The following is a 26,510-nucleotide window of genomic DNA, read 5'->3' as shown; positions in this document are numbered from 1 at the left end:
TAAAACGCTAATGAGAAGGACTTTCCTTCCCATTAGCGTTTTTTTTGATGAAATAATTACCAAGCGAGAATTCTTAGAGAAATGTAAGAAAGCTGGCTTTATTTGTCGATTTGTTAAGAGTATGTTTAGAAAAATTTGATAGACTTACCCCGACCAATCTATCTTCGAGGAGGAAAGTAAGGGGAAAAGTGGATTTTCAGATTTGACATCATAGATAAAGTAATCATTCCGGGGAGGAAGAAAATTGCTTAACAGGGTGAGGATTCGCAAGTATACGATCGTCGCACTCGTTTTTTCTTTACTGGTTTCTTTGGTGCCGCGTCAACTGGCACACGAAGCCCAAGCAGCCGGTCAGGACATGGAAGTCAAATTCGGAGCAGGAACGACGATCGGTAATTTGTCGTACAATGCGGACAATGCCTTCTTGAACTTTTATAACAATCAAACGGCCGGCTTCAGGCAGACCGAGACCGACAAAGACGCTCGGTACGACTGGGCAGCCGGCGATGTTTTCGCCGGCGTCGACGACAACGAAGCCAGCGTTCGATTCCAGATCAGGGTGGCCGACAATCCTACGCTCCGTGATTTGGCGCTTAGCGGGCATGCCGAGGTATTGCTTGGATTCGCAGTGCTCAGATACCACAGCGGCTTCCTGTGGACCCGCGTATCGGATATCGAATTCAAGGTGGACGGTCACGTTGTGCTGTCCGCGCATACTTCCGGCGGGAACGTGTACAACAAGAGTGCTTCGGCCGTCATCAATCCGAACTCCGTAATCGACATCTATGTATACGGCGAAGGGGACGACGACGGCGAAGCCGCCGGTGTGCGCGGCATGTATATCAAGTTTCAGGACAAGCAGCGCCCCGTCCTCTCCGATTATACATTTACCGGAGACGGCGCGCAGCGCGATAATGAAACGATCAACCAGAAAGAGCTGTACGTAAAAGAAAACGAAAATATTACAATGACCTACAATTTCAGCGAGCCAGTCAAACCGACGGGACTGAACACCGCCTACTATGCGCATTTTCTGCGCCATCCCCTATTTGTGAATCCGCCGGGCACAGGTTTGCCCGCAGCAGGTCAGAGACAGTACCTCGAAAATATTACTTACAGCAAGGATAACTTGTCGACCTACCATGACAAGCTATCTTTCCGGTATACCGGCGTACGTTATCACGAGAGCGGCAATCTCCCGCTTGAGCCTCTGATGACAGGAGGATCCGGCGGCGCGCTGCCAATGGAACAAACGATGGAAGAGAAGCTGGACGAAGCCGTGTTCGCCGATGCGGCCGGCAACGTTGCCAAAATCGTCCTGCCTAACAAGGCCAGCTCAAGCAGCGACCCATACCTGCAAGGCAAAAACGTAAATCCGTTCGATTACAAAAACGGGGGCTTCAGAGTCATCGTGGACGCCGTGCGTCCGAAGTACACGAAAAGCGGCAACGGGATTCAACCCGAAATATTGACCGGGGTGACGTTAAATAAAGGCGACGTCGTTGACTTCACGGTGCAGATGACCGAGGAAGCGATCATCAAGCGAGTACAACCGAATGGATGGGATATTTCGAATACCTACCTTTACTTCAATAACGGATTAAAAGCCAAGTATGTAAAAGGCGTCAATACGAAAAACTGGACTTTCCGCGCCGAGATCTTGGACGGTAAAGCCATGGAAACTCCGTTGCTGAAGGTTATTGCCTTAACTAGCGAGAATAAAGACGGCAAAACCGATAAGGAAGTCATCTCGGACTACGCAGGCAACCTGCTTATCCAGCCGGCGGACTACGATGGGATACATGTAGACGGCAACGAATCGCTCGTCAACTCCAAGATCGACTGGGCAAACCTGTCTATCGACAATACGCAGCCGATTATCAGTTTCCGCTATGAAAATGACGGAGCGACCGATCAGGTATACAAAAAGACAGGCAAAGTAACGATCGATGCGAACGATCCATCTATCAAAATTCCGGAATTTGATCCATTGTCGGCGGAAGTTGGCAAAGAAAAACCGAGCAAGGGGATCTACCGGCCATCCAATATGACCGGGGAGGCTTCTCCTTCGGTAGGCTTGGCCTACTACTTCTGGAGCAAGAGCAGCGAAGACCCATTCAAGGACGCGGCAACGGATAATTATGCGGCACTCAAACGTTACGCGTTGTCTGCCAAGCAGCCTTCGGAGGATCTGTACCCCGGCAAGTACGAAAACGTGCAATTGAAGGTCGTCAACAACAAGACGAACCTGCTCGCGCCTCCGCCCGAAGCCTTGCAGGCGGGTACCGGCGGCAAATGGTACCTGCATGTATGGACCGCCGATATGACATGGGATTCGGCGCGCGAGCTGATGCAATACGACAAAATGAAGGAATACGTCCGTCTTCACGAGGATCAGTATGCAGCCTGGAAAGCGGAAGCTCCCGGCTCAGAGGCGGATAAAACCTTCTACGCGGACAATAAGGCGCTAGCAGCTGTAGGTCAATACGGCGATACGAGCGTGTGGAGCCTGGACGACTTTAAGCACAACGATTCGAACTGGGTGCATGCGGTAGGCGTGCTGGCGCTCGACAACAAGGCGCCCGACATTCAATTGAACTCGGCGGATTCGAGTCTGGTAAAAGCGATCGTTCAGGATGACGACAGCGGCGTGAAGACTGTTGACTATCAATGGGTGCTCGACGGCTCGCAGCCGCAAGCGATCGAGTGGAAGCCTGCAGCGCTGACGGGCACAAGCGTATCGCAGGTCACTTACGAAGATCTGTCCGAGGACGGAAAATACTGGCTTTACCTTAAAGCGACGGATAACGCGGGCAACGAAGTCATCGCAACGCCGCAAAGCGAACCGGTCGTGATTAACACGCAGGAGACGGTACCGGCCCAGTTCTTGCCGCAGCCGAACCCGAACTACGAGCAAAGCCATGACGTCGTCTTCAGAATCGGCGGCGTGACGCCGGATTACGTCGGTTACGCATTCAGTACGAGCGCGAGCCATCCGGCGGACGAGAACGCTTATACGGCCGTTGCGCCGTCCGCGGAAGCCGCGAAGCTCCAAGCGCCTTTATCGACGGAGGATGCGCAAGAGCCGCAACAGCCGTCCGAACCGGATGCCTCTGCGGAAGAGCCGGTCACGGAGGCGCCTTCCGCGCCGCAACAGCCGTCCGGCGATGGCACGCCGGACAACGGTGCAACCGATAACGGCAACACGGACACGAACGATAGCGCCGATTCGGAACCTGCGCTGGTCGCCAGTACCGGCAACTGGACGTTGCTTCAGTTGGCGAACTCCTATCGATTAGTCAGTGCATTGGAGCCGGAAGCAGGTGCAACCGGCGAACAGGGTGCAGAAGCGGGACAAACGGGAGAAGAGGCTGCAGGCTCCGCCGAGGGCGGATCGGCCGAAGGCGAAGAGGCGGCGAAGGACGATCAGCTGCTGAATGCGCAAGCGGCCAAACCGACGCTGAGCTACCTCGTGCCGGCCTCCACGTTGCAGGGTAGCGGCCCTCAATACGTGCACATGCTGGTGAAGTTCGAAGGCAAAACCTACTTTTATACGCAGGCCTACTACTTTGATCATACGCCGCCTGTAATTACATTCAGCAAGACCGGCGTTGAGTATCCGCTGGCCTCGCAGTCCGTAACTGTCAACGTCACGGAGCAGTACAGCTCCAAAGGATTGGTCTCCCAGTATCTGTGGGTGAAGCAAGCTGAAGGAGAAGAGACACCGGCTCCCGACGCGAGCGCCGAAGGCTGGCAGCCGCTTCCCGCAGACGGTCCCGTATCCATTGACGGTAAAAAATTGGCTCCGGGTGAAGTCGCCGCGTTCCGCCTATACGTTCGCGCGGTCGACGGGGCGGGAAACAGCACGACGGCTCAAACGGAAGGCACATTCAAAGTATCCAACTCTTCGAATACGGACACGCCGGCCGAAACACCAGCATCCTCCCTGATTTATCTGTATGGGGACGAGGAAGACGGCTATACGGCTATCGTGAAGCTGGATCTGGAGGCCGAGGATAAGGCCGGTTACGAATATTCGATCTCGCCGGACGACGGCGCGAGCTGGATCAAATGGCGGCCGTATACGAACTTCGTATCGGTAGCGGTGCCTTCGGGCTCGCCGAACGAGCTGCAGATTCAAGTGCGGTATCGGACACCAGGCGGCAAGATCAGCGAATCTGCGAAGCTGGATATCAAGGACGTATCACTGGACGAGCAACCCGTCTATGCATTGGCGAATCTGGCTTCAACCGGGCCGGTGAACGCTGCGGACGGTGTTGATCTTGTCATAGACGCGCCGCTCGGCATCAAGGTTGTGCTGGGCAAGAACAACCCGGCGAGCCCGGTTCGTACAGGCAACACCTTCCATGTGACGGAAAACGGATTTTACAGCTTCGATCTTTACGATTTGAACAATCCGGATCATAAAGACACGCTCTACGCGGTCGTAAAAAATGTAGACGGCACAGCGCCGCTCGCCACGGTCGAGCTCTCGAATGCGTCATTGACGAATCAGAACGTTGTCGCATTCCTGAGAGATGAATCCGAGCCGATCGTCATTACCAATAACGGCGGCAAAAATTCGTACACCTTTACGGAAAACGGCACCTTCACGTTCGAATTCAAGGACGCCGCCGGGAACGTCGGAACGGCCGAGGCCAAGGTGAATAACATTTTCAAACAAACGCCACAGGTCAAAATTGTTCGGTCGTATCAATACGGCGATAACGGCAGCTCGATTTTCGGCACCTTGAAGGACGCCAACGGTAATGTACTCTTCTCGACGGGCGTCACGCTGGAAGTACAGAAGGCCGACAATTCGGCCGGAAACATTTTCGTTCGCAGCGAGAAGAGCGTCGTCACCATGCAGGAGAACGGCGTCGCTTCCTTTATCGTCCAGGACGAGTACGGAAACACGACCGTCGCCAAAGAGCAGGTCGACAATATCGTGACCGAGCCGCCGCAGACTCAAAAGGTCGTCTACGAATTCGTAGACGAAAACGGACAGCCGGTCGACGAGAAGCAGATTGCGACAATCGGCGGCAAAAAGTATGCCAAGGGCAAAGTCAAAGTGACCATTGAAGGGAAGACCACCGCGCCAAATCAAGTATTTTTCGGCACCAAGCCAATTGGCGAGGATGGAGTCTACACCAACAAAATCAGCGGAGCGGACGGCAAGTTCACTTATTCCCGCACGTTCGAGAGCAACGGCTCGACGCTGATCGCGATCTCGGACGCGCTCGGCAATGCGAACAAGATCCCGGTGACTGTGGACGGGCTGGACAATACCGCACCGGTTATTGCGTTGAAGCAATCGGCTGTCGGCATCGTGAAAAACAAAAAGGATTTCGACCCGACAAAGGATCTGGGCGGCTACGTCGTGTCCGACAATCTGTCCAAGGAAGCAGATATCGACGTCAAGATCAGCGGACTCGACCTGAGCAAGCTGGGCAAACAGAAAGTGACGTATACGGCCAAGGATCAAGTAGGCAACACGGCTACCGCGACGCAAGACGTCGTCGTCGTGAAGGACGGGGGTCTTCTGATCTTCGGCAACGATGTCCTCATTTCTTCGACCTCCGGCGAGACGGCGCTGTTCGATACGAACGCGATCACGTTTAAGGTTAGCGGCTATAACCTTGTCAACGTAGGCGGGCAGGACAAGACCAATGAAGCCGGAACATTCGACATTTACTATCAGCCGGGTCTTTATCGCGAAGGCCAGTTGAAGTCGATCGCACAAAAGGTAACCTATCAGCAGCTCATCAACGGACAGTACAAGATCACATTCCCGACAGCAGGCTGGTATACGATTATCGTACGCACCCAGGAGCGGGATCGCGAGTACGGCACGTTCTTCGTCGGAAGCGTGAACTAACGGTCGGCGCCGTCAGAAGCCAAGTTTGCCACGGCCGTACAAGAGCGAGGCCAGGCGCGATTGCAAGGGAGCCCGCGGAGGGAATCCGCGGGATATCCCGTGCTTCCGCTTTTAATTGGGACAGGGGGAAGAGCATTGAAGATTTTTAACAAGACGATTGCGATATTGCTCTCGTTCATCTTCATATTTTTATCGGCTTCCGAGAGCTTGCGCGCATTTGCCGAAGCTTTGAACAAGACGGATACGACGACGATTCAGAACGACTTCATCAAAGTGACGGTCGACAACGCGACGGGACGGTACGGCATTCGAACGCTTGAAGGCCAACCGATTCGCAAAAACGATCAAGACGTCAACCTGACGTTCCGCGGCGACGATCCGGAGACGTCGTTTACGACGTTCAAAATCGACGGCACGGACTATATCTATGGCAACAAGTACAAGTTCGACGACAAGTTCTATTCGACGACGACGGCACCGGTCATCGTTCAGAATCCGAACGGCACCAAGCAACTTGAGATGACTTGGTCCATCAAGGGCGTGGAGATCAAGCAAATCTTGATGCTCTACACCGACACGAAGGATAAGATAAACTCGGGCAACGTGAACATCCGATACGAAGTCAACAACAAGAGCGGCGCCCAGGTTCAGGTCGGCACCCGGATCCTGTTGGATACGATGGTCGGCGGCAACGACGGCCCCGCCTTCCAGATCGGCACGACCTACGAGTCGCCGCTAACGGTTGAGCGCAAGCTCGTGCATGATCCGGCTGCGATCGGTATTCCGGAAGAAGACGTGAACTTCTACAAGCTGCCGGCATACTGGGTCATGCGGGACAAGCAGGACCTGACCAATCCGCTCGCGACAAATGTCATCGCTTACGGCTTCAACAACTTTGCCGAGCAGAACATCAATATCGTCGACGAGATGATCGTTGGTCACTGGAACGGCATGGCCAATACGAAATGGGACTATACGGTTCATCCGAACTTGGACTTCACGCGCGACACGAACGACTACGGCAGCGCCGACTCCGCGGTCGCATTCTATTGGAACCCGCAACAGATTGCGCCCAAGGGCTTCCAAAGCTTTGAAACGGTGTACGGTCTCGGCGAGATCGTAGAGCAAGACAAAGTGTTTTCGATCCGTTATCTCGATCCCGTCCAGCAGCTCGCTACGCTCGACGATAACAGCGGCTACGTGGACGGCGGGGTGTTCGACATCACCGCCGAGATCGAAAATCTGCCCGCCTACAATATGGAGCATGAACGCATCGACGTGCAGCTCACGCTCGATAGCGGACTAGACTTTGTACAGATAGACAATGCAGGACAGATTGTAAGGGATTCAGACGGCAAACCTAAGACACTGAATGTGCGAAGTCAATCGGTGCCTTATAAAAAGAAGGCGACGCCGGAGGAAGCGGAGCAAGGGATTCAGCCCAAGTACAAGCCGGGCGACGCCATAACGGCTACGTTCAAAGTCAAAGCCAAAGGCAAGCCGTGGCCGACGACGAAGGCTTATATGATGACGGTAAGCAGCCCGCAAACGCAGGAGAAATTCCTTAGCGAGAAGGATGACGGCATCAAGGCTCAGTACTCCTCGTCCAAGTCGGGATTCATTCTGTTGCCTCCGGTGGGCGAAGGCACGCCGACTTATGTGTACGGACTGGCGCCGAAGGAATTGTACAGCACCGACGTCAAGTATATGACGGTCAATCTGTCCAATATCGAAGCCTACAACACCGGCAACGAGACGACTGCGCCTAACTTCGACCTGTATCTCAAGGAAGTCGTGACGGGCAAGCGGTACAAAGTGCCGGTCAAGGAGTCGGTCCTGCTGCAGCCGACTGACGACGGCGCTACGGGCGACATGCGCATTACGTACCGGGGCGGGGACCTCGTGGATGCCGGCGGCAACGTCATCGAAGCAGGCCGGGGCCCCGAGCTTCCGCTTGGCCAGTACCAGGTTCAAATCGATTATAAAGGCGATGCCGGAGGAGACGAAGAGCAGGCCGCGCTGTATGACATCACTTCTACACAGAAGATTCTGGTGACGGACAACAGCGCGACGCGTATTCGGGAAGCGGGCATATTGGCGCTCTATAAAGAGAAGGTCGATATAAGCGGACTGGCGAACGGCGGCAGCGTCAAGGGGGCATTGCTTGACCAACTGAACAGCCTTTATCCGAATCGTCCGTTCAAGGACGGCGCTTTTCTGTTCGATGCCGTCACCGAGTACAAAAAGACCAAAACCTTGGTCGGCGCCGCCAGCAAAGCGGTCGAACCAAGATTTAAACTCGACAAATTTTTAGACGCCAAATCGCTGGAAGAGGTTCCGCTTTATAATTACAAGCTGTTCGACTCCGACGCGGAGCTGGCGGCCTTCATTGGAGAAAAGGGCTTTAAACGGGAAAATCTCGTTACCGTAAGAGGCATGGTGAAGCAGGTCGGCACCGGCGCAGATCAGCAGATTATCGTCGATACCAAGACGGAGCCTGCCATCATCAACGATGCGGTTGCATATAAGGGCAAAGACCTTGCCTTCGTTAGAGGAAAGCTGGACGTGTTCGGCCAGAAGCAGACAGATAAAATGCCGTTCATGGACACCGTCTTCCTCAAAGGCGACGGTACGCTCAGCGTAGCGAGCAGCGGGTTCATCTTCCATAAAGGAGAATGGACGCTCGACTTCTTTAACGGCTTTGAAAAATCGCTCGTCGATAAAGAAACGGACCTGGATCCGCTGGATAATCCGGAAGACAACACGCTGAACGGCAGCTTGAAGTGGGCGCTCGGCAACGTAGGAGACCGCTTGAACCCGCTTCGTCAGGTGATGATCGAAGACATTTATTTTAACAAGCGCTCGCTCTTTACCGCGCCCAGCTTCTCGATCAGCGGGTTCGGACTGACGTTCAACGATTATATTCTTCGCAAAGGCGGCATCTCTTTCGGGGGCATGGTCTCCTTCAAGGTTTTGGATGCGGAGATCCAAAACGTCGTATTTAACAAAAAGGGCTTCGTCGGCATCGACGCTGCGCTTAAATACAACTTGAGCCAGAATGTGGGCTTGTTCGGGCCCAAGAAAAACGATAAGAACAGCGGCGAGCTGTCTATCACGCATTATGTGCAGCCGGTGGAAGACAAGGCTGACAGCTACGGTATCAAATTCAACGCCGAGCTGAAGGACGTCGTCGAGGTCAATATCGAGCTGGCTTTGAAGCGGGTGGCGGACGGACGCATTTTGCCCGACGTTATTGCATTCGGCACTTCCTTGCCCGAGCCCGGCATTTTGCTGACTGGCGCTACTTATCTCACCGATATTCGCGGAGCTGTTCGCGAATTGGCGGATACGATCGCCGGCGGGACAGGCAAGGATCCGTTCCCGCTCGTCGTGCAAGCGGGCGTCGGCATTCGCTTCGGCATCGCGCCCGCATACTTTTTCGGGGACATCGACCTGACGCTTAAGCGTACCGGGATCAAACTCCAAGGCAAGATGGATTTCTCCACCAAACCAGATGCGGACGAAGACGAACGTCTGCCGATGCTGACCAAGGCGTTGATCGAAGCGCAGTGGGTAACGCCGTGGTTCGTGCGGCTCGAAGCCGCGATGGACATCGGCGGATGGGATATCATCATCGGCAAAGCCGGCATATTCGTCGGCCAGAACCTGGAGAAGAACAGAACGGACTTCGAAGGATACATCGGCTCGAAGGTACAGATTCCAAGCAGCGTGCCTGTCGTAGGCGGCATGCCGCTGTCCTCCATGTTCCTGGGCGTTAACAACGACAAAGTATGGGGAAGCATCGGCATCCTGTTCATCTCCTTGGGGATCACTTACTATTGGGGCGGCGGCATTGAATTCGGCACCTCGAGCGAGCAGTTGCCGGACGGCCTGATCCATCTCAAGGTCGACGATCCGGAGCTTGGACCGCGCCTGATGGTCATCGGACAAGGCGTCGAGACACTGGCCACCTCGTGGGTAGATACCGAGAAGGAACAGCAGGGCATCACTTATCACGACGTTGAAAAAGGCATTCAATATCTCGAGAACGGTTCGGTGAACGTGGGCGTAGGCGGCATCACGGTCAGAAACGGCGGCCGCGTGCACGAGATTACGATGGACGGCGTGACGGGCAACGCGCTCATCGAGATGGAGTACACCTCGAAGACGATGCCGGAATTTTCGCTGAAGGATGCGAGCGGCAAGCCGTATCCGGTCAAGTTCGACAACACGAATACAGACCCAACGGCCAACGCCTTTACGCAATTCGTTCCTGCTGAGGCTTCGATCGACAAGGTCGACGTACGCAAAGCTTATGTCATCATTCCGGCGGATGTCGCGAAGAAGGGCGGCAAGTGGACGTTGACGGCATTGTCTGCAGTGGAAACGAAGCTGCTGAATGTGCCGACGGCGCCGCAACTGAACGATGTGAGCCTGGCCAAGGATGGCGCCAACGCGAACAAGTTCACCGCTTCCTGGAAGGTCGCCAATGCGAAGGCGGATGACAAGGTCAGCCTGTATCTGACGACCGACGCCGTATCGAACGAAAAGACGACCATTGACGGCAATGAAGTATTGGAGACCGGAGATCCTGGCGTGCTGATCGCGAAGGACATTCCCGTTGCGAGCAACGGATCGCTTAACGGCTCCGTCACGAGCGGCAGCGCGACGATCGACGTGACGAAGGTCTCGATGCTGGGCAACGTGGAAGATATCCGCGGGCTCCTCAAGCAAGGCAACTATTATGTGCGCGCCGAGCTTCAATCGGATGCCGCATTCGGAACCAAAACGTCGGCGCAAAAATTCGAGATCGTGGATCCGCTGGCGCCGGGTGCGGTCAGCGACGTATCGGTCGAGCCCGCTGGCAACGGTTGGTTCTCGCTTTCCTTCAAGCCTGCGGCCAAAAAGGCCGGACAAGCGGCCTATGCGCACAGCTATGTCGTGGATGCGAAGCGGGAAGAAGCCGGCAAGTGGACGCCATACGCCAACTTTGGCGAAATGCTGTTTACCGAGGACGAGCTTAAACCGTATTGGAATGCATCCAGCGGACGCTATGAAGGCATCCCGATCGGTGGATGGTCGGCGACCACGTTGTCCAACAAAGTTAATACCGAAAGTTTGACCGGCTCCGAGCCTACGGAAAAAGTGGAGTATGTCGGTCTGGAGGTCGGACACGAATACCGAATCGGCGTTAGTGCAACGACGACGCCGACCGCGGCCGACGATCCGCGCGGGAATTACCACTACGCTAACCGCGTGGAGAGCCTAACTGAACTGCTGCCTGTTCCCGCTCTGCCGAGGTTGACGATCGGCGAGCCGGCACAGTTGGCAGCGAACAAGGGATCTTACGAATTGCTGACGAACAAAACGAAACAAAGCATCAGCATCGTATCCGACCAAAAAGACGTAACGGTCGAAGCGTACTACGCCGAAAATTCGATCGGCAAAACGACGCTGTCGGACGGTCGGGGCAAGCTGGATCTTACGCAGTTCCAGACGGACGGCACCTATGCCATAGAACTGCGCGCGACGAATACGAAGACGAAGGACGTCTCCGTCACGATGCTTTATCTGACGGTGGACACGATTGCTCCGATCCTGTACATCGATTCGCCGAGGACCGGCGAGCGGACGGAAGGCGGAGCGATCGAAGTGGCGGGTACGACGACGGTAGGCTCGAAGCTGTTGGTTAACGGCACCAAAGTCAGCGTAGCGGACGACGGAACGTTTAAGCAGTCCGTCCCGGTCGCAGCCTCCAGCGACCCGAACGTCGCACTGAGTTTTGTAGCGACGGACGGCGCAGGCAACGAGAACCAAGCCGTAGTCGACATTACCAACGACGGGTTGGAGATTCCTGTCGCGTTGATCCTGAAGCCATTGCCGAAGATGAACTTAAAGGATAAGCAGTCGTTCCAGGCTTACCTTAAAGTGGCGGACGGCAAGGATGAGAACGGCAAAATGCAGTACGCCGAAAAGCTGGTGGAGGGCGCAGAGCTTGCTCGACTCAACTACAATGTCGTCATGGGAGACGCGGTCGATCTCACTGCAGATGGTCAAGCGTTAGCAGTTGCGACGGGCTCGAGCTTGATCGAAGCGAGTTACCGGATATCGGACGATGCGTCTCTGCAAGGCATGGCGATCGCCCGGGTAGAAGTGCCAGAACCGACCGCGCTTGAAAGCCTTAGCGCCTTGACGGCACCGATTCCAGGAGATACGGCGAATACCCGGATTACCGTGACGTCGAGTGGAGATATGACAGGTCAACAACTGGCATATAAAGTGTATCCATCGGCCGCGGTTCTACCGGCATTTAAAGAAGACGTGACCGCTTGGACGATTCTGCCGGCTGACGGTGTCGTACCTGCTAGAAGCGGCGACACGATCGTTGTGGTGAAGCGTACGTCATTAACCAAATTGGCTATGGCCGCTGTTCAAGTAAGACCTTCCATTTGGGTGAACTCGTTCAGCGGAGGGGGCGGTGGTGGCCCGACCGCTGAGAAGCCTGTGGTCAAGGTAAACGGTCAAAGCATTGAAGCGGAATGGGAAGGCAGCACAGCCGTCATCCGCTTGACGGACAACGACATTTCTGCAGTCGACAGCGATCTTTCTATTAATTTCGAGGATGCGACGGTTCAAGAGGTTGATATCCGCGTCGCTGCGGGCATCGTGCAGAAGGTCGTCGCCGCTAAGAAAAATATTATTATCGCGCTGCCAGCGGGCCGTCTCGTCCTGACGTCGGAACAACTGACTGGCATGACAGACGAGTTGGTTGTGAAGCTCGGTTCCAACAGTAATACGGATATCGATAAAATAGGCGCTATTTCCAAGTCCCAAGGCTTTACGATGCTCGGATCCGGACAAGGCATGCATTTGTCTATCAACTTGAAGGCATCAAATTGGAAAAAGGCCCTTGCTCTTCAAACCGCAATCCCAGCAGGGATGAAGTCGGGCGACGTAACTGCGGTCGTGCTCCTTGACGCAGCCGGCAACTGGACGACTGTTCCATGGAAAACGGAGGCCAATGGCGGCAAGATTAACGTGCATCTGACTGGCGAGGGCAGCATATTCTTCGTCAGCAATCACAAGAATTTTGTGGACGTGAATGAGGGATGGGCGAAGCAGAGCATCGCCGATGCCGCCGCTAAACTATTCGTCATGGGCCGTTCGGCCGATCGATTCGCGCCGCAAGACAAAGTGACGAGGGCCGAATATCCGACGATTTTGCTCCGCGTAGCCGGATTGATGAACGGAAACGCAAGCGCGGTAGGATTCGATGATGTGAAAGCCGGAGCCTGGTATGATCGCAGCGTCTCTATCGCTGCATCCCTTGGCATCGTTAACGGTCAGAGCGGCAACAACTATGCGCCTCAAGCGACGTTGTCACGCGTGGAGGCTATGACGATGGCGGGCCGGTTGCTCCTGGCGACCGGTGCGGCAGAAGAATTAAGCGAAGCGGATATAGCTGCTATTCTCAGTGTTTTCTCCGACAAGGATCGAATCCCCGAATGGGCGAAGAAATCTGTCGCGATGAGCGTAAAATACGGCATTATCCTCGGCGAAAACAACCGCATCAATCCTGCGGACGCGCTGACCCGGGCGCAAGCCGCCGCGATTGCCAACAGGCTCGACCAATTTATCGTTAGTCAAGATTAAAGGGTTGGCCCACACGAGCGTCTGACGTTCGTGTGGGTTCGCCTGTTGTTCTTTTCATCATATTTTAAAGGCGGTGCATCATGGCATTGAAACGTAGAGCCATCATCGGTTCCGCGATTGCGCTATTTATCGTGCTGGCTGCGGTGTTGGCAGGAGAATTGCGCGTCAAGGCGGATGGTCAGACGTGGTCTTCCGTGGCGGATACGACTTGGTACGATCCTACCTATACGACATACAAGATCAATAACGTTGCGCAACTCGCAGGCGTAGCTAAGCTCGTTAACGAGGATTCAGACGGTACAATCAATGGATTTACCGGAAAAATTCTAGAGGTAACTCCAGATGTCCTGGCCATGGCCGATTACCTTTGGGTACCGATCGGTACCGGGGAAAAGCCATTCAAGGGAACATTGATCACGTTGGATGGCAAGAAAGTAACGGTTCAGGGAATGAAGATTCCCTCCAACCTTTCCTATCAAGGTTTGGTCGGCAATATGATAGGCGGTTCCGTCGGCGGATTTACGTTTGCGGCGGACGGACAACTGAGCGTCAGCAGCGCGACCTACGACGTGTTCGCAGGCGCTGCGGTAGGCAAAATGTCGGGCTATAGCATAGTCTTTAACGTGACGAACCATATCAGCATTGATACGGATGCCGCTCCGTACAAATCTTATGTAGGCGGTATTGTAGGCATGGGGGAAGGCTCCATTGCCAACTCAGTGAATGATGGTTCGATCCAAGGCAACGGTACGGTCCATGCAGGCGGTATCGTCGGATACGGCGACGCTGCAGGACTGGCACTGAGCAAGGTCTCCAACAGCGGGATGGTTACAATCGACGCAGGTTCCGGCGACAGTGCCTTTGCAGGCGGCGTTGCGGGTTACGCGCTTGGTCGGATCAATCTGGGTGACGTTAATATGCCAGTCGTCAATACGGCCAACGTCACCGTTACCGGTGGAACTTCAGTCTACGCGGGCGGGCTCCTCGGCAAGGGAGAAGGCGACCTTTTAGCAACGGACGTCGCCACTAATTCAGGCAATGTGGTCGTAGAAGCGCCTCAAGCAACCGGCAGCTACGTTGGCGGCTTGGCAGGAGCGATCGGAAATGCCAACGTTTCGCAAGCAATGTTTAGCATCACGGGCGAAGTGAAAAATAACGGCGGAAGCAACGTGCATACGGGAGCGATCGCCGGCTATGTAGGAAGCAACCTTCAATGGACTAAAGCCTACAGCAATGTCGTGCCAGTCACGGCAAGCGGCTCTGAGCATGTATTCACGGGCGGTCTCATCGGCAAGGCGGACGGGACCGTTACCTTCGAAAGCTCCGTTAAGAATACGGTTGCTCTTACCGTGACCGGCAATGCGAACGATGTATACACTGGCGGCATTATCGGCTATGCCGGAGCCGGTCTTGTGTCGAAGGACATGACGACCCGGGGCAACGAGCAAAGCGCCGTCATCCAAGTTACTGGTGGAACTGGCGTCTATACGGGCGGCTTTGCCGGCTTGGACAAGAATGGATTGATCGGCAATGCAACCTTTACAGGACGGATTGAAGTCGTCGGTTCCGGTCCTGTATTTACGGGAGGCATCGTTGGCCGCGCGGAAGGCAGTCGCATTACCGGCGCGCTCGCCGGCAATACAGCCGGCACGTTAGCCGAGATAACGTCGAACGGCACGATAGGCGGCATAGCCGGTTATTTGACCGGGACGATTGACGGCGCCACCGTTCGATATATCAAGTTAAATACGTTGAACGCGGGCGGCGTTATCGGCGGTGTAGCAGGCGATGCACAAGGCGAGGTTCTTCATTCCGCGGTGGGTGCGGCCGATGCTGCGAACTATGAGAGCGTCGTGATGGGAGCAAACGTTACTTCTCCTGAAGAAGGCCAAGACAATATTACCGCAGGCGGCGTAGTCGGCCTAAACGAGCAGGCGCTCCGGATAAGCGATGCCGTCGTCACCCGGGTAAACTTGATCACCGAATCCGGAAAAAGCGGATATACCTATGGCGGTGTTGCAGGCAAGCTTACTTCTGAGGCTCACCTAGGGGACACGGATTCGACCATTGAGGTCAAGGATTTGAAAATTACATTCGAGGCCAACAATATCCGTGCAGGCGGTGCCGTCGGCATACACGCAGGCACAGCAACCAGCTTAGCGGCGACTCGAATCAACTTTGAGGCGAAAGCTGACGGCAGTCGCGTCGGCGGTTTATTCGGCGAAAACGGCGGAGCAGTATCTTCGTCAAGTGTTTCGACGATCGTTTTAACGTCCGGCGGGGCGAACAGCGATGTCGGCGGCGTCGTAGGCTTCAATACAGGCTTCTTTACGGATGCCGTGGCGCAGAATGTCGTTATCGACTCGAATGGCGCCAAAGCAGCGGCTGGCGGTATTGCCGGGCGTGCGGCAGGCAATACGGAAGCGAACCAGCGCGCCAGTTTCGTAAATCCCGTACTTAAGCAGCAGGGGGATCTCGTTCTGATCACGCTTAAGGGCACTGAGTCTATCGGCGGGGGAATTGTCGGTGCCGCGGCAGCCACGGATATCGTGAATCCGATTGCGACGGCAGATACGCCGGACTTCGTCAGCTTGTCGGTGCAGGCAACTAAAGCGACTGTCGGCGGTCTTGCGGGAACCATTGCCGACAGTTCTATTCGAGGCGACACGACGGCCGTTAACCTGACGAACATGATCGTATCCACGTCCACGGCTACGGATGACGCCGTCATCGGCGGTTTTGTAGGCAGCAGCAGCAGAACGAGGGTCGAGAAGCTCGTCGGTAAAACCGTAAACTTGAATGTGAACGGCAAGCGCTCCGTTGTAGGCGGCATGGTCGGCTACAATCTGGGATCCGCTACAGGCGTCATTACGACCGATTATCTGTCCGGTCTCAGTCTTAAAGTGAATGCGTCCGCGACTTCTTCTACGAGCGGCGGCATCGTCGGCGTCAATGACGCCCAGTCAGGCGATCCCGCGGCTAATCCGGGATCCGCGATCAGCACCATCCAGAACAGTAGGGCGCTCGGTACCATTAACGTGGTATCCGCAACGTCGCTAACGGGCGGCATGGTCGGAGAAAATCGCAGCCTGATCGCCAACAACAGCATTACGGATAAAATCAACGTATCTACGAAAGGCAACAATGCCATCGTCGGAGGCCTTGCAGGACGCAATTCGGCCTCAGGAACGTTGTATTACACGTATTCCAACGCGAACCTGACGATCGAAGGCGAAGGTACGCTCGCAGGCGGCTTGGTCGGCGAAAACGCAGGCGCCGTTAAAAGCTCCTATGTCGATATCGATATCAACGGAAAAGCTTATGGAACCTCCGCTCAATCCGTGTTCTTGGGCGGATTAATCGGGCGCAATAGCGCCGGCGCGGTGGAGCAATCCTATTCGGCTTCTAAAGTGACCGCAGACGGCAGCTACACTATCGCAGGCGGCTTGATCGGCGAGCTGACGGGTGGCAGCGTCAAAAATACGTACGTGGCTAAAACGGTAACAGCCAACAAAGACCATTCCTATGCCGGCGGCTTTGTAGGAAGAATCGTAAACGGCAAGATTACGAGCAGCTATTCGGCCGCAGAAGTAACGGTCGGTTCTGGTGCTTATGCCGGCGGTTTTGCCGGCAGATACGACAATGTCGACAGGGAACTTTTGTACAAGAACTACTATATTAAAGACGAAGCGAAAAACATCAATACGGATTTGCCCGATTTTGCGGAGGGCAAATATCGCTTCCTGAATGCGCAAGCGCGTCTTAGCACTATTCTTTCATCCACGCTGGCAGATCGTACCGTATTCCCGGGATTATCCGGTTGGGATTTCTCCAGTGCATGGAAGTACGGTTCGTTAAACGCAGTATACAAGTATCCCGAGGTCAATCGGGAAGCCAATTCGGGCGGTGATATCGGCGAAGAAGTTAACGCCAACATCAACTGGTATATGCGCGATAAGGACGCGATCCGGTTCCAGTTGACTTCCGAAGCGGAGTTGGCCGGTCTGGCCGCGATCGTCAATGGTTCGCTGGTAGGCGTCGAACCTTTCGACTTCGCCGGGCGGACGATTACGGTGCTTAACCCGATTCATATTCAGTCAAAGCAGTGGGCACCGATCGGCGCGGCAGCAGAGCATCCGTTCCAGGGTACGTTCGACGGGGGCAACTTCCTGATCGACGGTCTCACGGTTGTTCCTGCATACGCCAATTCCGGATTGTTCGGCGTCATCGGCGAGCAAGCCCAGGTGAGCAACATCAACCTGGAACCCGAGTCCGTCGTCGGCGACGGCTTTACAGGTTCGGTAGCCGGCATGAATGCCGGCAAACTGTCGAACGTCAAGCTCACGCTTTCCAACGGCGCTACAGTGAGCGGCAACACGATAGGCGGCATTGTAGGCCAAAATACCGGTAAAGTAAGCGGTCTTCAGGTAACAGTGAGCGAAGCTGGCCGAATTGAGGTTGCAGGCAACAACGGCATCGTCGGTGGCCTCATTGGAGACAACGCAACCGAGTTAAAGGTTGAAGATATTCTGGTCTTTAACGGCGAGGAAGGCAGCATCGGCAGCGCAACGGAACATGCAACCGTCGGCGGTCTCGTCGGCAAGCAAAGCGGCAACGTTAGCGGGTTCCGGTCGCGGATTTCTTCAAATTTCCGCATTTTCGCTACAGGAAGCGATAGCACGGTTGGCGGCCTTATCGGACGCATGGAGTCGGGCACAGCGGAAGGCCTGGCATTAGATTTCGATGGCGGGTCGATGCATACGCAGGGCGCGGACTCTATCTTGGGAGGCATCATCGGCGAATCCAAGGCAGGCGTCAAGATCAAAAATGCCGAGGCTAAAGGGGCCGGAACCGGAAACCAATTAACGGGCAACGGTACGATCGGCGGCATCGTCGGTAAGGCAGAAGGGGCCGGCCAAGCTGCATTCGACATCGAGAACGTGAAAGTCCAGCAGGTCGGCCTGTCGTCATCGGGCGGAAGCCTGGATAACGTCATTGGCGGCGTCGCGGGATACTTAAAAAATGTCGCCGTTCAAAATGCATCGACAACGGCCGTCATCTCGGCATCAGCCGAAGACGTCGAGGCAGGCAGCATCGTTGGCAGAGGCGACGACAGCATTTTGTACGCAGTCGAAGCGGTGTCCGATATTCAGGCGACAATTGCCGGCGGGACGGGCTCGGTCGGCGGGATTGCCGGTGCGATGCAAGCAACGAACCTGAACCTCGGTCTTGACTTCGGCAAGGCTTACCCGCTCTACAAAGGGATCTATGAAGCCAAGCTGCAGACGGGTAAGCTCTCTGCAAAGGGGACTTCGAACCGCGGCGATCTCTGGGTAGGCGGGATTGTCGGACAAAACGCGAACGCATCGATCTATGAATCTTCTTCGGCAGCCGATATTGATATCCACGCCGGCAACAAGGCTTCTGCTGGCGGGATTGCGGGCTATAGCAGCGGGATCATTGTCCAGGCCGAAGCCGTAAGCGGAATCGTGGCCGATACCAGCCTGGAGTATAATATCGGCGGTTTGATCGGCAAGGCGGAAAACGGCGAAGTCCACTACAGCAACGCAATTGCCGGATCCGGAAAGAAAATCGTGGTCGGTTCTGCGCTGACCGTCGGCCAATCCGTGCCGTCTACCCGCGCAGGGGGCTTCATCGGGGCAGGCGATCATGTCAAGATCATTCACGCTTATGCGGATATCCCTGTAGAAGTCACAGACGACAACCAGGACAACACGATATTCGCAGGCGGGTTCGCAGGTTTGCTTGGCGATAGCGAAGCGTTGTCCGGTTCGATTGCGAATTCCTACGCGTCCGGCAATGTAAAAGTAAACGGCAAGCTAGGAGCTTACGCAGGCGGATTCGCGGGATCCGTCAATCATTACACGATTACGGACGCATATGCTTCCGGCACCGTGACCAACACGGGCATGGATACACGGACGGGAGGCTTCGCAGCCAACGTCGAGCGCGATGGTAAAATCGAAAAATCATACGCTATCCAGTCTGTTGTGTCTGCCTCCGGTGTTAAAGGATCGACACGCTCGTATACTGGTGGATTCGCCGGATACAACGACGGAATTTTAACCGGCGTGTATGCGAACGTGCCTGCTATCGAGGTTAATATCACAGGCGCGAATGTCTTTAAGGGCGCATTGGTGGGCTACAACTTTAGAGACGGCAGTGTGAAGAGCTCCACTTATACAGGAACGATTGTGCCGGTAGGACACAATGCCGGCTTAAGCGCGGATGCCTTAGCCGTAGCCGCCTACCAACCTGCGAAGGACGACAGATGGAATAATGATCTGGACGCAACGTTCTTCACAGGTTATGCAGACGGGGAAATTACGGTTGAGACTGCCGAACAGTTAAAAGGAGCCGCATTCCTTTACAACGATACGGGGCTCTCGTATTATCGACTGTTCGACAGAGCTGCGACTGAAAAACCGAAGCTGGATAAGGTATTGCTCGGCTCCGATATTCAAATGGATGGTCAATACTGGGTTCCTTTCCAACGGCTAACCGATGTCATCGATGGCCAGGGACATCGCATTATCGGGCTCAATGTTAAATCTCAAGCCGACAATACAGGCTTCGTTAACACGAATGAAGGCGTCATTGCGAATATCGTGTTCGAAAATGCGGTTATCGCAGGTGGTAAAAACGCGGGCATCGCAGCCGGCACGAACGGGACCGACGGCATGATCTCCGGCGTCCAAGTTCAAGGTTTCGTGACAGCGGCAGAGAACGCAGGCGGAGCAGCCGGTATTAATAAAGGCAAAATATTCGATGTCGCTGCCGACGTCAATAAAATCGATGGCGTAAACCAAGCAGGCGGAGTCGTGGGTACGAACGAAGGCACGCTAGACCAATCAACTTCTGCAGGCGTCATTGTCTCCAAGAGTATCGCAGGCGGCATCGCAGGCGACAACCTGGCAACGGGCATTATCACTAAGTCCTTCTCCTACGCGGATGTGCAAGTCGACGCCGAGTTGGCTACCGCCGGCGGCATCGCCGGCATCAACCGCGGCAAGGTCGAAGACAGCTATTCCGCCGGTTATGTTCACGCCAAAGGCTCTACCGGGTCCCGGGCGGGCGGTGTCGTCGGATATGCAGCCGACGGCAGCATCGCTCATACGGTCAACACTGGTGAGATTGTGGCTGAGATGGACGGACGGATCGTCAACGGAAAAGCATTCTTTGGCGGCATCGCGGGACTTAAGGCCAACGCCGCCACCATTGATGGGTCGGTTTTCAACAAGCAAATGCTGAAAAGCAATATCGCCTACTATGAAGAAAACGGCAAGCTTGTGCCCGGCACTTCAATCAAAGCTTTGGGCAAGACGGGCGCCGAGTTGACGAAGGGCACCTTACCGGAAGGATTCGATCCCTCTGTGTGGACCGCGAATCCGAATTTCTATCCGGAGCTCGCAGCGTTCGGCGGTTCGGTGGATTCCTCGCTGAGCGCAGCTGCGATCGTGATCGACGACAACCAGAGCGTCAATTCGATCGCATCGGCCATCCGTTTGTCCGGCGGCCCAGTGACATGGAGTGCGGATGCCGCTCAAGTCACGCTTCAGCAGGGCGCTGAAACCTACTCCGGGACGCTGAAAACGAATGGCATTGTCGTTCTGAAGGCGTCTTTGGAAGGAAAGAGCAGAGAGGTAACCGTTAACCGTGTCGCGCTACTATTTTCGGAAAACGCAAGCAAGCCGGAAGCGGAAAGCGAGAATAACGAGTTTACGGATAAGGTCGTCGTGAAGCTGAAAACCGCAGAGGCAGGCGGCAAAATTTACTACACGGTAGACGGCAGCCAGCCTTCGGGCAGCTCCAAGCTGTACGGAGAGCCGATCACGCTGACCGCCACGACTACGATTCGGGCCATTACCATTGTTCAGGGCAAAGAGAATAGTCCGGAATTGATGGGTGTGTGGAAAAAGGTAGAGCCGGTTAGCATGGGACCGGGAGGACCGGCACCGACACCTAAGCCTTCTATCGTTGCCACAGCCGGCAAAGCAAGCGTAGACGGGACCGCTACCGCTCCTGTCACGGTAGCGCGCAACAGCAAGCTGAAGCTGTCGGCTCCCGAAGGGCAAATCATCTACTACACGACCGACGGAAGCACGCCGACCAAGGATAGCCCGATCTTCAAAGGCGAGTTCGTCGTGACGAAAAACATGACCATTAAGGCGATCACCGACAAGGACGATCGCGTAGTCACGATCGAGTACGTCGTGGAAAATGCGAAGTACAATCTGAAATCGGACGCCGATTCGATCAAGTATATCGCGCCGTATTCCAACGATCTGTTCAAGCCTAGCGTTGCCATCACCCGGTATGAGTTGATCGAGGCATTGGCGCCGTTGCTGGACATGGAAGACGTCGATGTGGCAGCCTCCTTCAACGATGTGAAGGCGGAGGATGAGAAGCTTGCCGCGTTCTTCGCTTCGGCAGGCATACTTGAAGGTTATCCGAACGGCGGCTTCGGCGGCGAACGCGGATTGACGCGGGCGGAGTTTTCGGTCATCATGACGCGCGTACTGAACCTGGACATTAAGGATACTGGCGTAACCAAACAGTCCGATCTGAAAGGCCATTGGGCGGAAAAGTACGTGAATGCGCTGAGCAAGGCAGGTTACGTGAAAGGCTTCCCGAACGGTACCTTCAAGCCGGACAGCTCCATTACTCGTGCCGAAGCAGTCGTGTTGATTAATCGTATCGTCGGCACGAAGAAATCCAACATGAGCACCGCCAAGTTTAAGGACTTGCCTGTCACTCACTGGGCTTACAAAGATATTATGTCCGTCGTTCAATAACGAATTAGGCACGGCTAGCCGTGCCTAAGATCGGGGGAACCGAGCTTGAAGAAAAAAGGCATCGCATTCGGCATCTTGTTTTCGCTTATAACCGTTCTTTTCTTCAGTGTCGGTACGACGAGCGCGGATGCACCCGCTCCCTACAACGCCGAGGAAGGCTACAAGCTGGCCAAGAACGCCACGTTCTACCTGCGCGTGCTGAACGGCGACGGCAACGCGAGCGCCACCGGGACCGGCGTCATCCTGTCGGCTGGAGGAACGGCAGCTACCGCCTACCATGTCGTCAAAGGAGCGGATCGGTTTGAAGGCGTGCTCGCCGACGGGACGGTCGTCAGTCCCATTAAGGTGTTGAACTACAACGAACTGACCGATGCGGCCGTCATCCAGTTGCCGGACCCTAAATCGGCGAAGGTCAAAGGCGGAGCGTATCCGTTCCTGTCGGTGCGCAAAGAAGTGTTGGATTACGGGGAGAAGGTATTTGCGCTGGGCTATCCCCTCAAAAACACACCGATCATCACCGAAGGCATCGTCAATTCGCCGGACGCGATGATTAACGGCAGGAGCCGGGTACTCACTTCGGCCCAGATCGTGAGCGGAATGTCGGGCGGTCCATTGATCGACGAGAAGGGACAGTTGGTCGGCATCATATCGGGCTCGTTGCGTACGATGGACAATATCCATCTCGCGGTGAACACGAATGACGTTCGCAGCCTGCTGCCAACGACATTGAAGTAACGCTTATTTATCAAAATAAAAGCCCTGCCGGATCTCCGACGCATTCGTTCGGGACCCGGCGGGGCTTTTTTGTTTGCGATCAATTTCAATACGGCGGCCACTTCAGCTTGCGCGCTTCCTCGAACCGGGCGGTGGCGTAAGGCCAGTTCACGACGTTCCACCAATCCTTGACGTAGTCGGCACGCTTGTTCTGATGCTTCAAATAATAGGCATGCTCCCACACGTCGAGCGGGAGGATCGGCACGTTATCCCATTGCGACAGGTTCTGGTGCTTCTCGGCGGTCAGAATCTCCAGGCGGTGCGCCCTTGGGCTCCAGACGAGAATCGCCCAGCCGCCGCCTTCGACCTTGCCCGCTGCTTCGGAGAACTGCCGCTTGAAGGCGTCGAAGCTGCCGAAGTCCTTCGCGATCTGATCCGCGAGCGGGCCTGACGGATTGCCGCCGCCGCCCGGCGTCATCGTATCCCAGAACAGCGTGTGCAGGTAATGCCCGGCCCCATTAAACGCCAGCTCGCGCTCCCAGTGCTTGACGAGCCCGAAGTCGTTTTTGCGCCTCGCCTCCGCCAGCTTGAGCTCGGCCTTGTTCAAATCGTCGACGTACGTCTGATGGTGCTTGTCGTGGTGGATGCGCATCGTCATCTCGTCGATGTAGGGCTCGAGCGCGTTGTAGGCGTAGGGCAGCGGCGGCAGCTTGTGGCCGCCGATCGGCACGGGCGCGGCGCCGGCGCTCGCCGCGGCGGACACTGGCGCCGCGGATGGAGACGCGGCTGTCCCGCCGGCTGTCCCTCCGCCAGGCGAACCGGCCGTTCCCGCCGGCGCTTTTTTGGTTCCCGGCGCCCGAGCGGCATCCGCGGGCTCCGGCCCGCCGTAGTCGCCGCTCTCGGCGTCGTCGGATGAATCGGCTGGGAGCCGGATGTCTTGACCGAACCGGCGAACGGCTTCGCTGCCGCTCCCCATAAGCAGCAGATGCTTGCCGAATTCGCGGGTCTGGAGCATCGCCTCGGCGATCAGGCTCCGCACCCTTGCCTCTCTGGCCGGCGCCTCTACGTAGATGCCCTGCGCGTCGTCGGTCGCCTGCTCTTGCGCAGCGAATTGCGCGGCCGCGATCGTTTTGCCCAGCGCGCTTTCCCATTGACGCAGCAGCTCCGCATAAGGCGGCTCCAGACCGGGCACCGCTTCGAGCAGCGATTGCGCATGCCGGTATTCGCGCCATTTACTGTCGATCAGCTGGGCGAGCACCTTGCTTGGCAGCATAGGACCAGCCTCCCTTCGTCCCTGATGATGGCTTCGTTCCCATCGTATGCGGGGCGAGAGCTGTCCCATACCGGGTGCGGTCAGGCGGACTCCAGCATGCCCATGTTGGTCACGCGGCTGGCCGTGAAGTCGGTATCGACGGTCTGGAGGAAGGCAGTCGTGCGCGCGACGTATTCCTCCGGGTGCGTGCGGAATACCATCTCATGAATCGCGTCCTTGACGAGCCAGAGGGAAGAGTCCGCGTTCGTCTGCGCCTTGGCGATCCGTTCGGAAATTTCGTACGGGGATTTGTCGTCCCGCGTGCCGTGGATGAGCAGCAATGGGAAGCTGTAGGCCGTGGACTGAATCTCGTCGGACGGGATCTGGTCGAGCCGAATGCCGGCCCAAAGCGGCGTGAATAGGGAGAGCAGGTTCATCGTCAACCGGGAAGGCAAGGCGCCGTAGCGCTTCAAATTGTAGGCGATCGTGTCTCCGTTCGTCACGAAGGTGCTGTCGAGGATCATGCCGTCGATCAGGGACGTCTGCAGGGCAGCTTGGAGCGCGGTGCCGGCGCCCATGGAGAAGCCCCAGACGATCAGCTCGCTCGAGCCTTTCTCTCTCGCATATTCCAAAGCGCCGACGAGCTGCTTCGATTCGCCTATGCCGAACGTCGCGGCCGACCTGGCGTTCGGATCCGCGTAGCCGTAGTCGAACATCAGCACGTTATAGTTCTGCTTGTGCAGCATATCGGCGATGTCGTACATGGGAACCCAGTATTCTTCCCGGTTGGCGCCGAAGCCGTGGCTGAGCACGACCGTGCGAACGCTGGCTGCCGAGGCGGGGATCCACCAGCCGTCCGTCATGCGGCCGCCGTTCGCCCCCGGGAAGGAGATATCGTCGTAAGCGAGACCTTTGGCGGACATCGGGTTCGTATTCAACGCGGCGACGGGCGGATGGGTGAAGACCCAGCTCACATAGCCATAAAGTCCGAACACGATCAGCACGGCGGCGCATGCGAGCGAAGCGGTGGCGATCCCGAAAATACGGGCGAGACGGCGGGCGGCGGTGAGGCGCGGGGATTCTTCTTCGAGGTGAAGCGATCCGGCGTGAAGAGGCATAGGCGTCAGGACAGTGGTGCTCATGGGGGATCGCCTCCTATCAATCTAGCACTGAAAGCGCATTATTATCTGATAATTTAAATTTAGGGCTTACGGCCTAAAGCGTCAACGGACATTGTCGTTTTGTTAGGCATATGTAATCGAACTGTAATACTAGCTTTGGAGATTTACGTTGAGGCGGTAGTGAGTTATACTCAGTGTAACTAGGTTTCATGTGGTGAAACGGAGGCGATCCCGTTGGAAGAGGAAAAGAAAACCGTGCGCGCCGTCGAACGCGCCCTCGACATCCTGCTCGTGTTCACGACAGGGAGCGAATGGAGCCTGACGGAGCTGGCGGCGAAGTGCGGGCTGCACAAGAGCACCGTTCATCGGCTGCTCGCGACGCTCGAGGAGAAGGGCTTCGTCATCCGGGACGACGCAACGGACAAATATAGGCTCGGACTTCGCGTACTGGAGCTGTCCGCGCACTTCGCGCGGTCGGACGATCCGACGGTCGTGCTCATCGGCGAGATGGAGAAGCTGCGGGATCAGATGGGCGAGACGGTCAGCCTGTATATTCGCGACCGCCTCGAGCGCGTGCGGATTCAGGCGGTGCAGAGCAGGCAGGCGATCCGCCGGGTCGCGCAGGTGGGCATCCGGCTGCCGCTGTCGGTAGGCGCCTCCAGCAAGGTGCTGCTGGCGTTCGAGGAGAGCAATACGCGCGAGGCGCTGCTGAGCGATCCGTCGTGGCCTGCGGGGCTGCGGGGGCCGTCCTATGCGAAGCAGCTGGACGAAGTCGTGGCTGCCGGCTATGCAACCAGCTTCGAGGAGAGGGAGCCGGGCGCTGCCGCCGTAGCGGCGCCGATCTTCAGCCGTTCGGGCAAGCTGGTCGCCGCGCTCGCCGTCTCCGGCCCTTCCAACAGGCTGACGCCGGACGTTATGGAGGAGCGCGCTTCTGCGATCATCGGCGCGGCTACGCGCATGGGCGCGCTGCTCGATTAGCCGCACTGCCGGCAGTTGCAGTTGCGCACATCGCGCACAACCCATTCTCACCGCTCGCCAAAAAGAGCCTTGCCCGCCGTCTAAACGGCGAACAGGGC

At 56.1% G+C, this 26,510-nt stretch carries 7 protein-coding genes; 5 read left to right on the top strand and 2 right to left on the bottom strand.

Translation table 11 applies throughout. From position 1 onward, the window contains the following. Window positions 1–244: 244 nt before the first annotated feature. From KVT38_RS08755 to KVT38_RS08740, 4 genes are all read left to right on the top strand, one after another. Entirely contained in the window at window positions 245–5,878 is a 5,634-nt protein-coding gene (locus KVT38_RS08755; RefSeq protein WP_217593318.1) for an ICP22 family protein, read from the top strand. 135 nt (window positions 5,879–6,013) lie between these two features. Beyond that, a complete protein-coding gene (locus KVT38_RS08750; protein WP_217593317.1) occupies window positions 6,014–13,531 on the top strand; it encodes an S-layer homology domain-containing protein in 7,518 nt (2,505 codons plus the stop codon). Window positions 13,532–13,611: 80 nt separating this feature from the next. Further along, window positions 13,612–22,347 (top strand): chitobiase/beta-hexosaminidase C-terminal domain-containing protein, encoded by an 8,736-nt coding sequence (locus KVT38_RS08745; protein ID WP_217593316.1) that lies wholly within the window; start codon window positions 13,612–13,614, stop codon window positions 22,345–22,347. Between the two features lie 45 nt (window positions 22,348–22,392). Continuing rightward, window positions 22,393–23,082: a S1 family peptidase gene (locus KVT38_RS08740; protein ID WP_217593315.1), complete on the top strand. Its 690-nt coding sequence runs from the start codon at window positions 22,393–22,395 to the stop codon at window positions 23,080–23,082. Window positions 23,083–23,167: 85 nt separating this feature from the next. Here KVT38_RS08740 and KVT38_RS35355 read toward each other — a convergent pair whose 3' ends face one another. Further along, window positions 23,168–24,334: a superoxide dismutase gene (locus KVT38_RS35355; protein WP_217593314.1), complete on the bottom strand. Its 1,167-nt coding sequence runs from the start codon at window positions 24,332–24,334 to the stop codon at window positions 23,168–23,170. 80 nt (window positions 24,335–24,414) lie between these two features. Further along, complete coding sequence (locus KVT38_RS08730; RefSeq protein WP_217593313.1) at window positions 24,415–25,455, bottom strand: alpha/beta hydrolase; 1,041 nt, start codon at window positions 25,453–25,455, stop codon at window positions 24,415–24,417. Window positions 25,456–25,668: 213 nt separating this feature from the next. Between KVT38_RS08730 and KVT38_RS08725 the strand changes: the two genes are divergently transcribed. After that, window positions 25,669–26,412, top strand: a complete 744-nt coding sequence (locus KVT38_RS08725) for an IclR family transcriptional regulator (RefSeq protein ID WP_217593312.1) — start codon at window positions 25,669–25,671, stop codon at window positions 26,410–26,412. The last annotated feature ends 98 nt before the right edge of the window (window positions 26,413–26,510 follow it).

This window comes from Cohnella sp. GbtcB17, assembly GCF_019091135.1.
Classification (GTDB): domain Bacteria; phylum Bacillota; class Bacilli; order Paenibacillales; family Paenibacillaceae; genus Cohnella.
Note: the sequence above shows the minus strand (reverse complement) of the source record. Positions and strands in the feature narration are given on the sequence as shown.

Bases quoted from the DNA above. Each gene is read 5' to 3' on its own strand.
- KVT38_RS08745 (WP_217593316.1), top strand. From the start codon at position 13,612: ATGGCATTGAAACGTAGAGCCATCATCGGTTCCGCGATTGCGCTATTT.
- KVT38_RS35355 (WP_217593314.1), bottom strand. From the start codon at position 24,334: ATGCTGCCAAGCAAGGTGCTCGCCCAGCTGATCGACAGTAAATGGCGC.
- KVT38_RS08730 (WP_217593313.1), bottom strand. From the start codon at position 25,455: ATGAGCACCACTGTCCTGACGCCTATGCCTCTTCACGCCGGATCGCTT.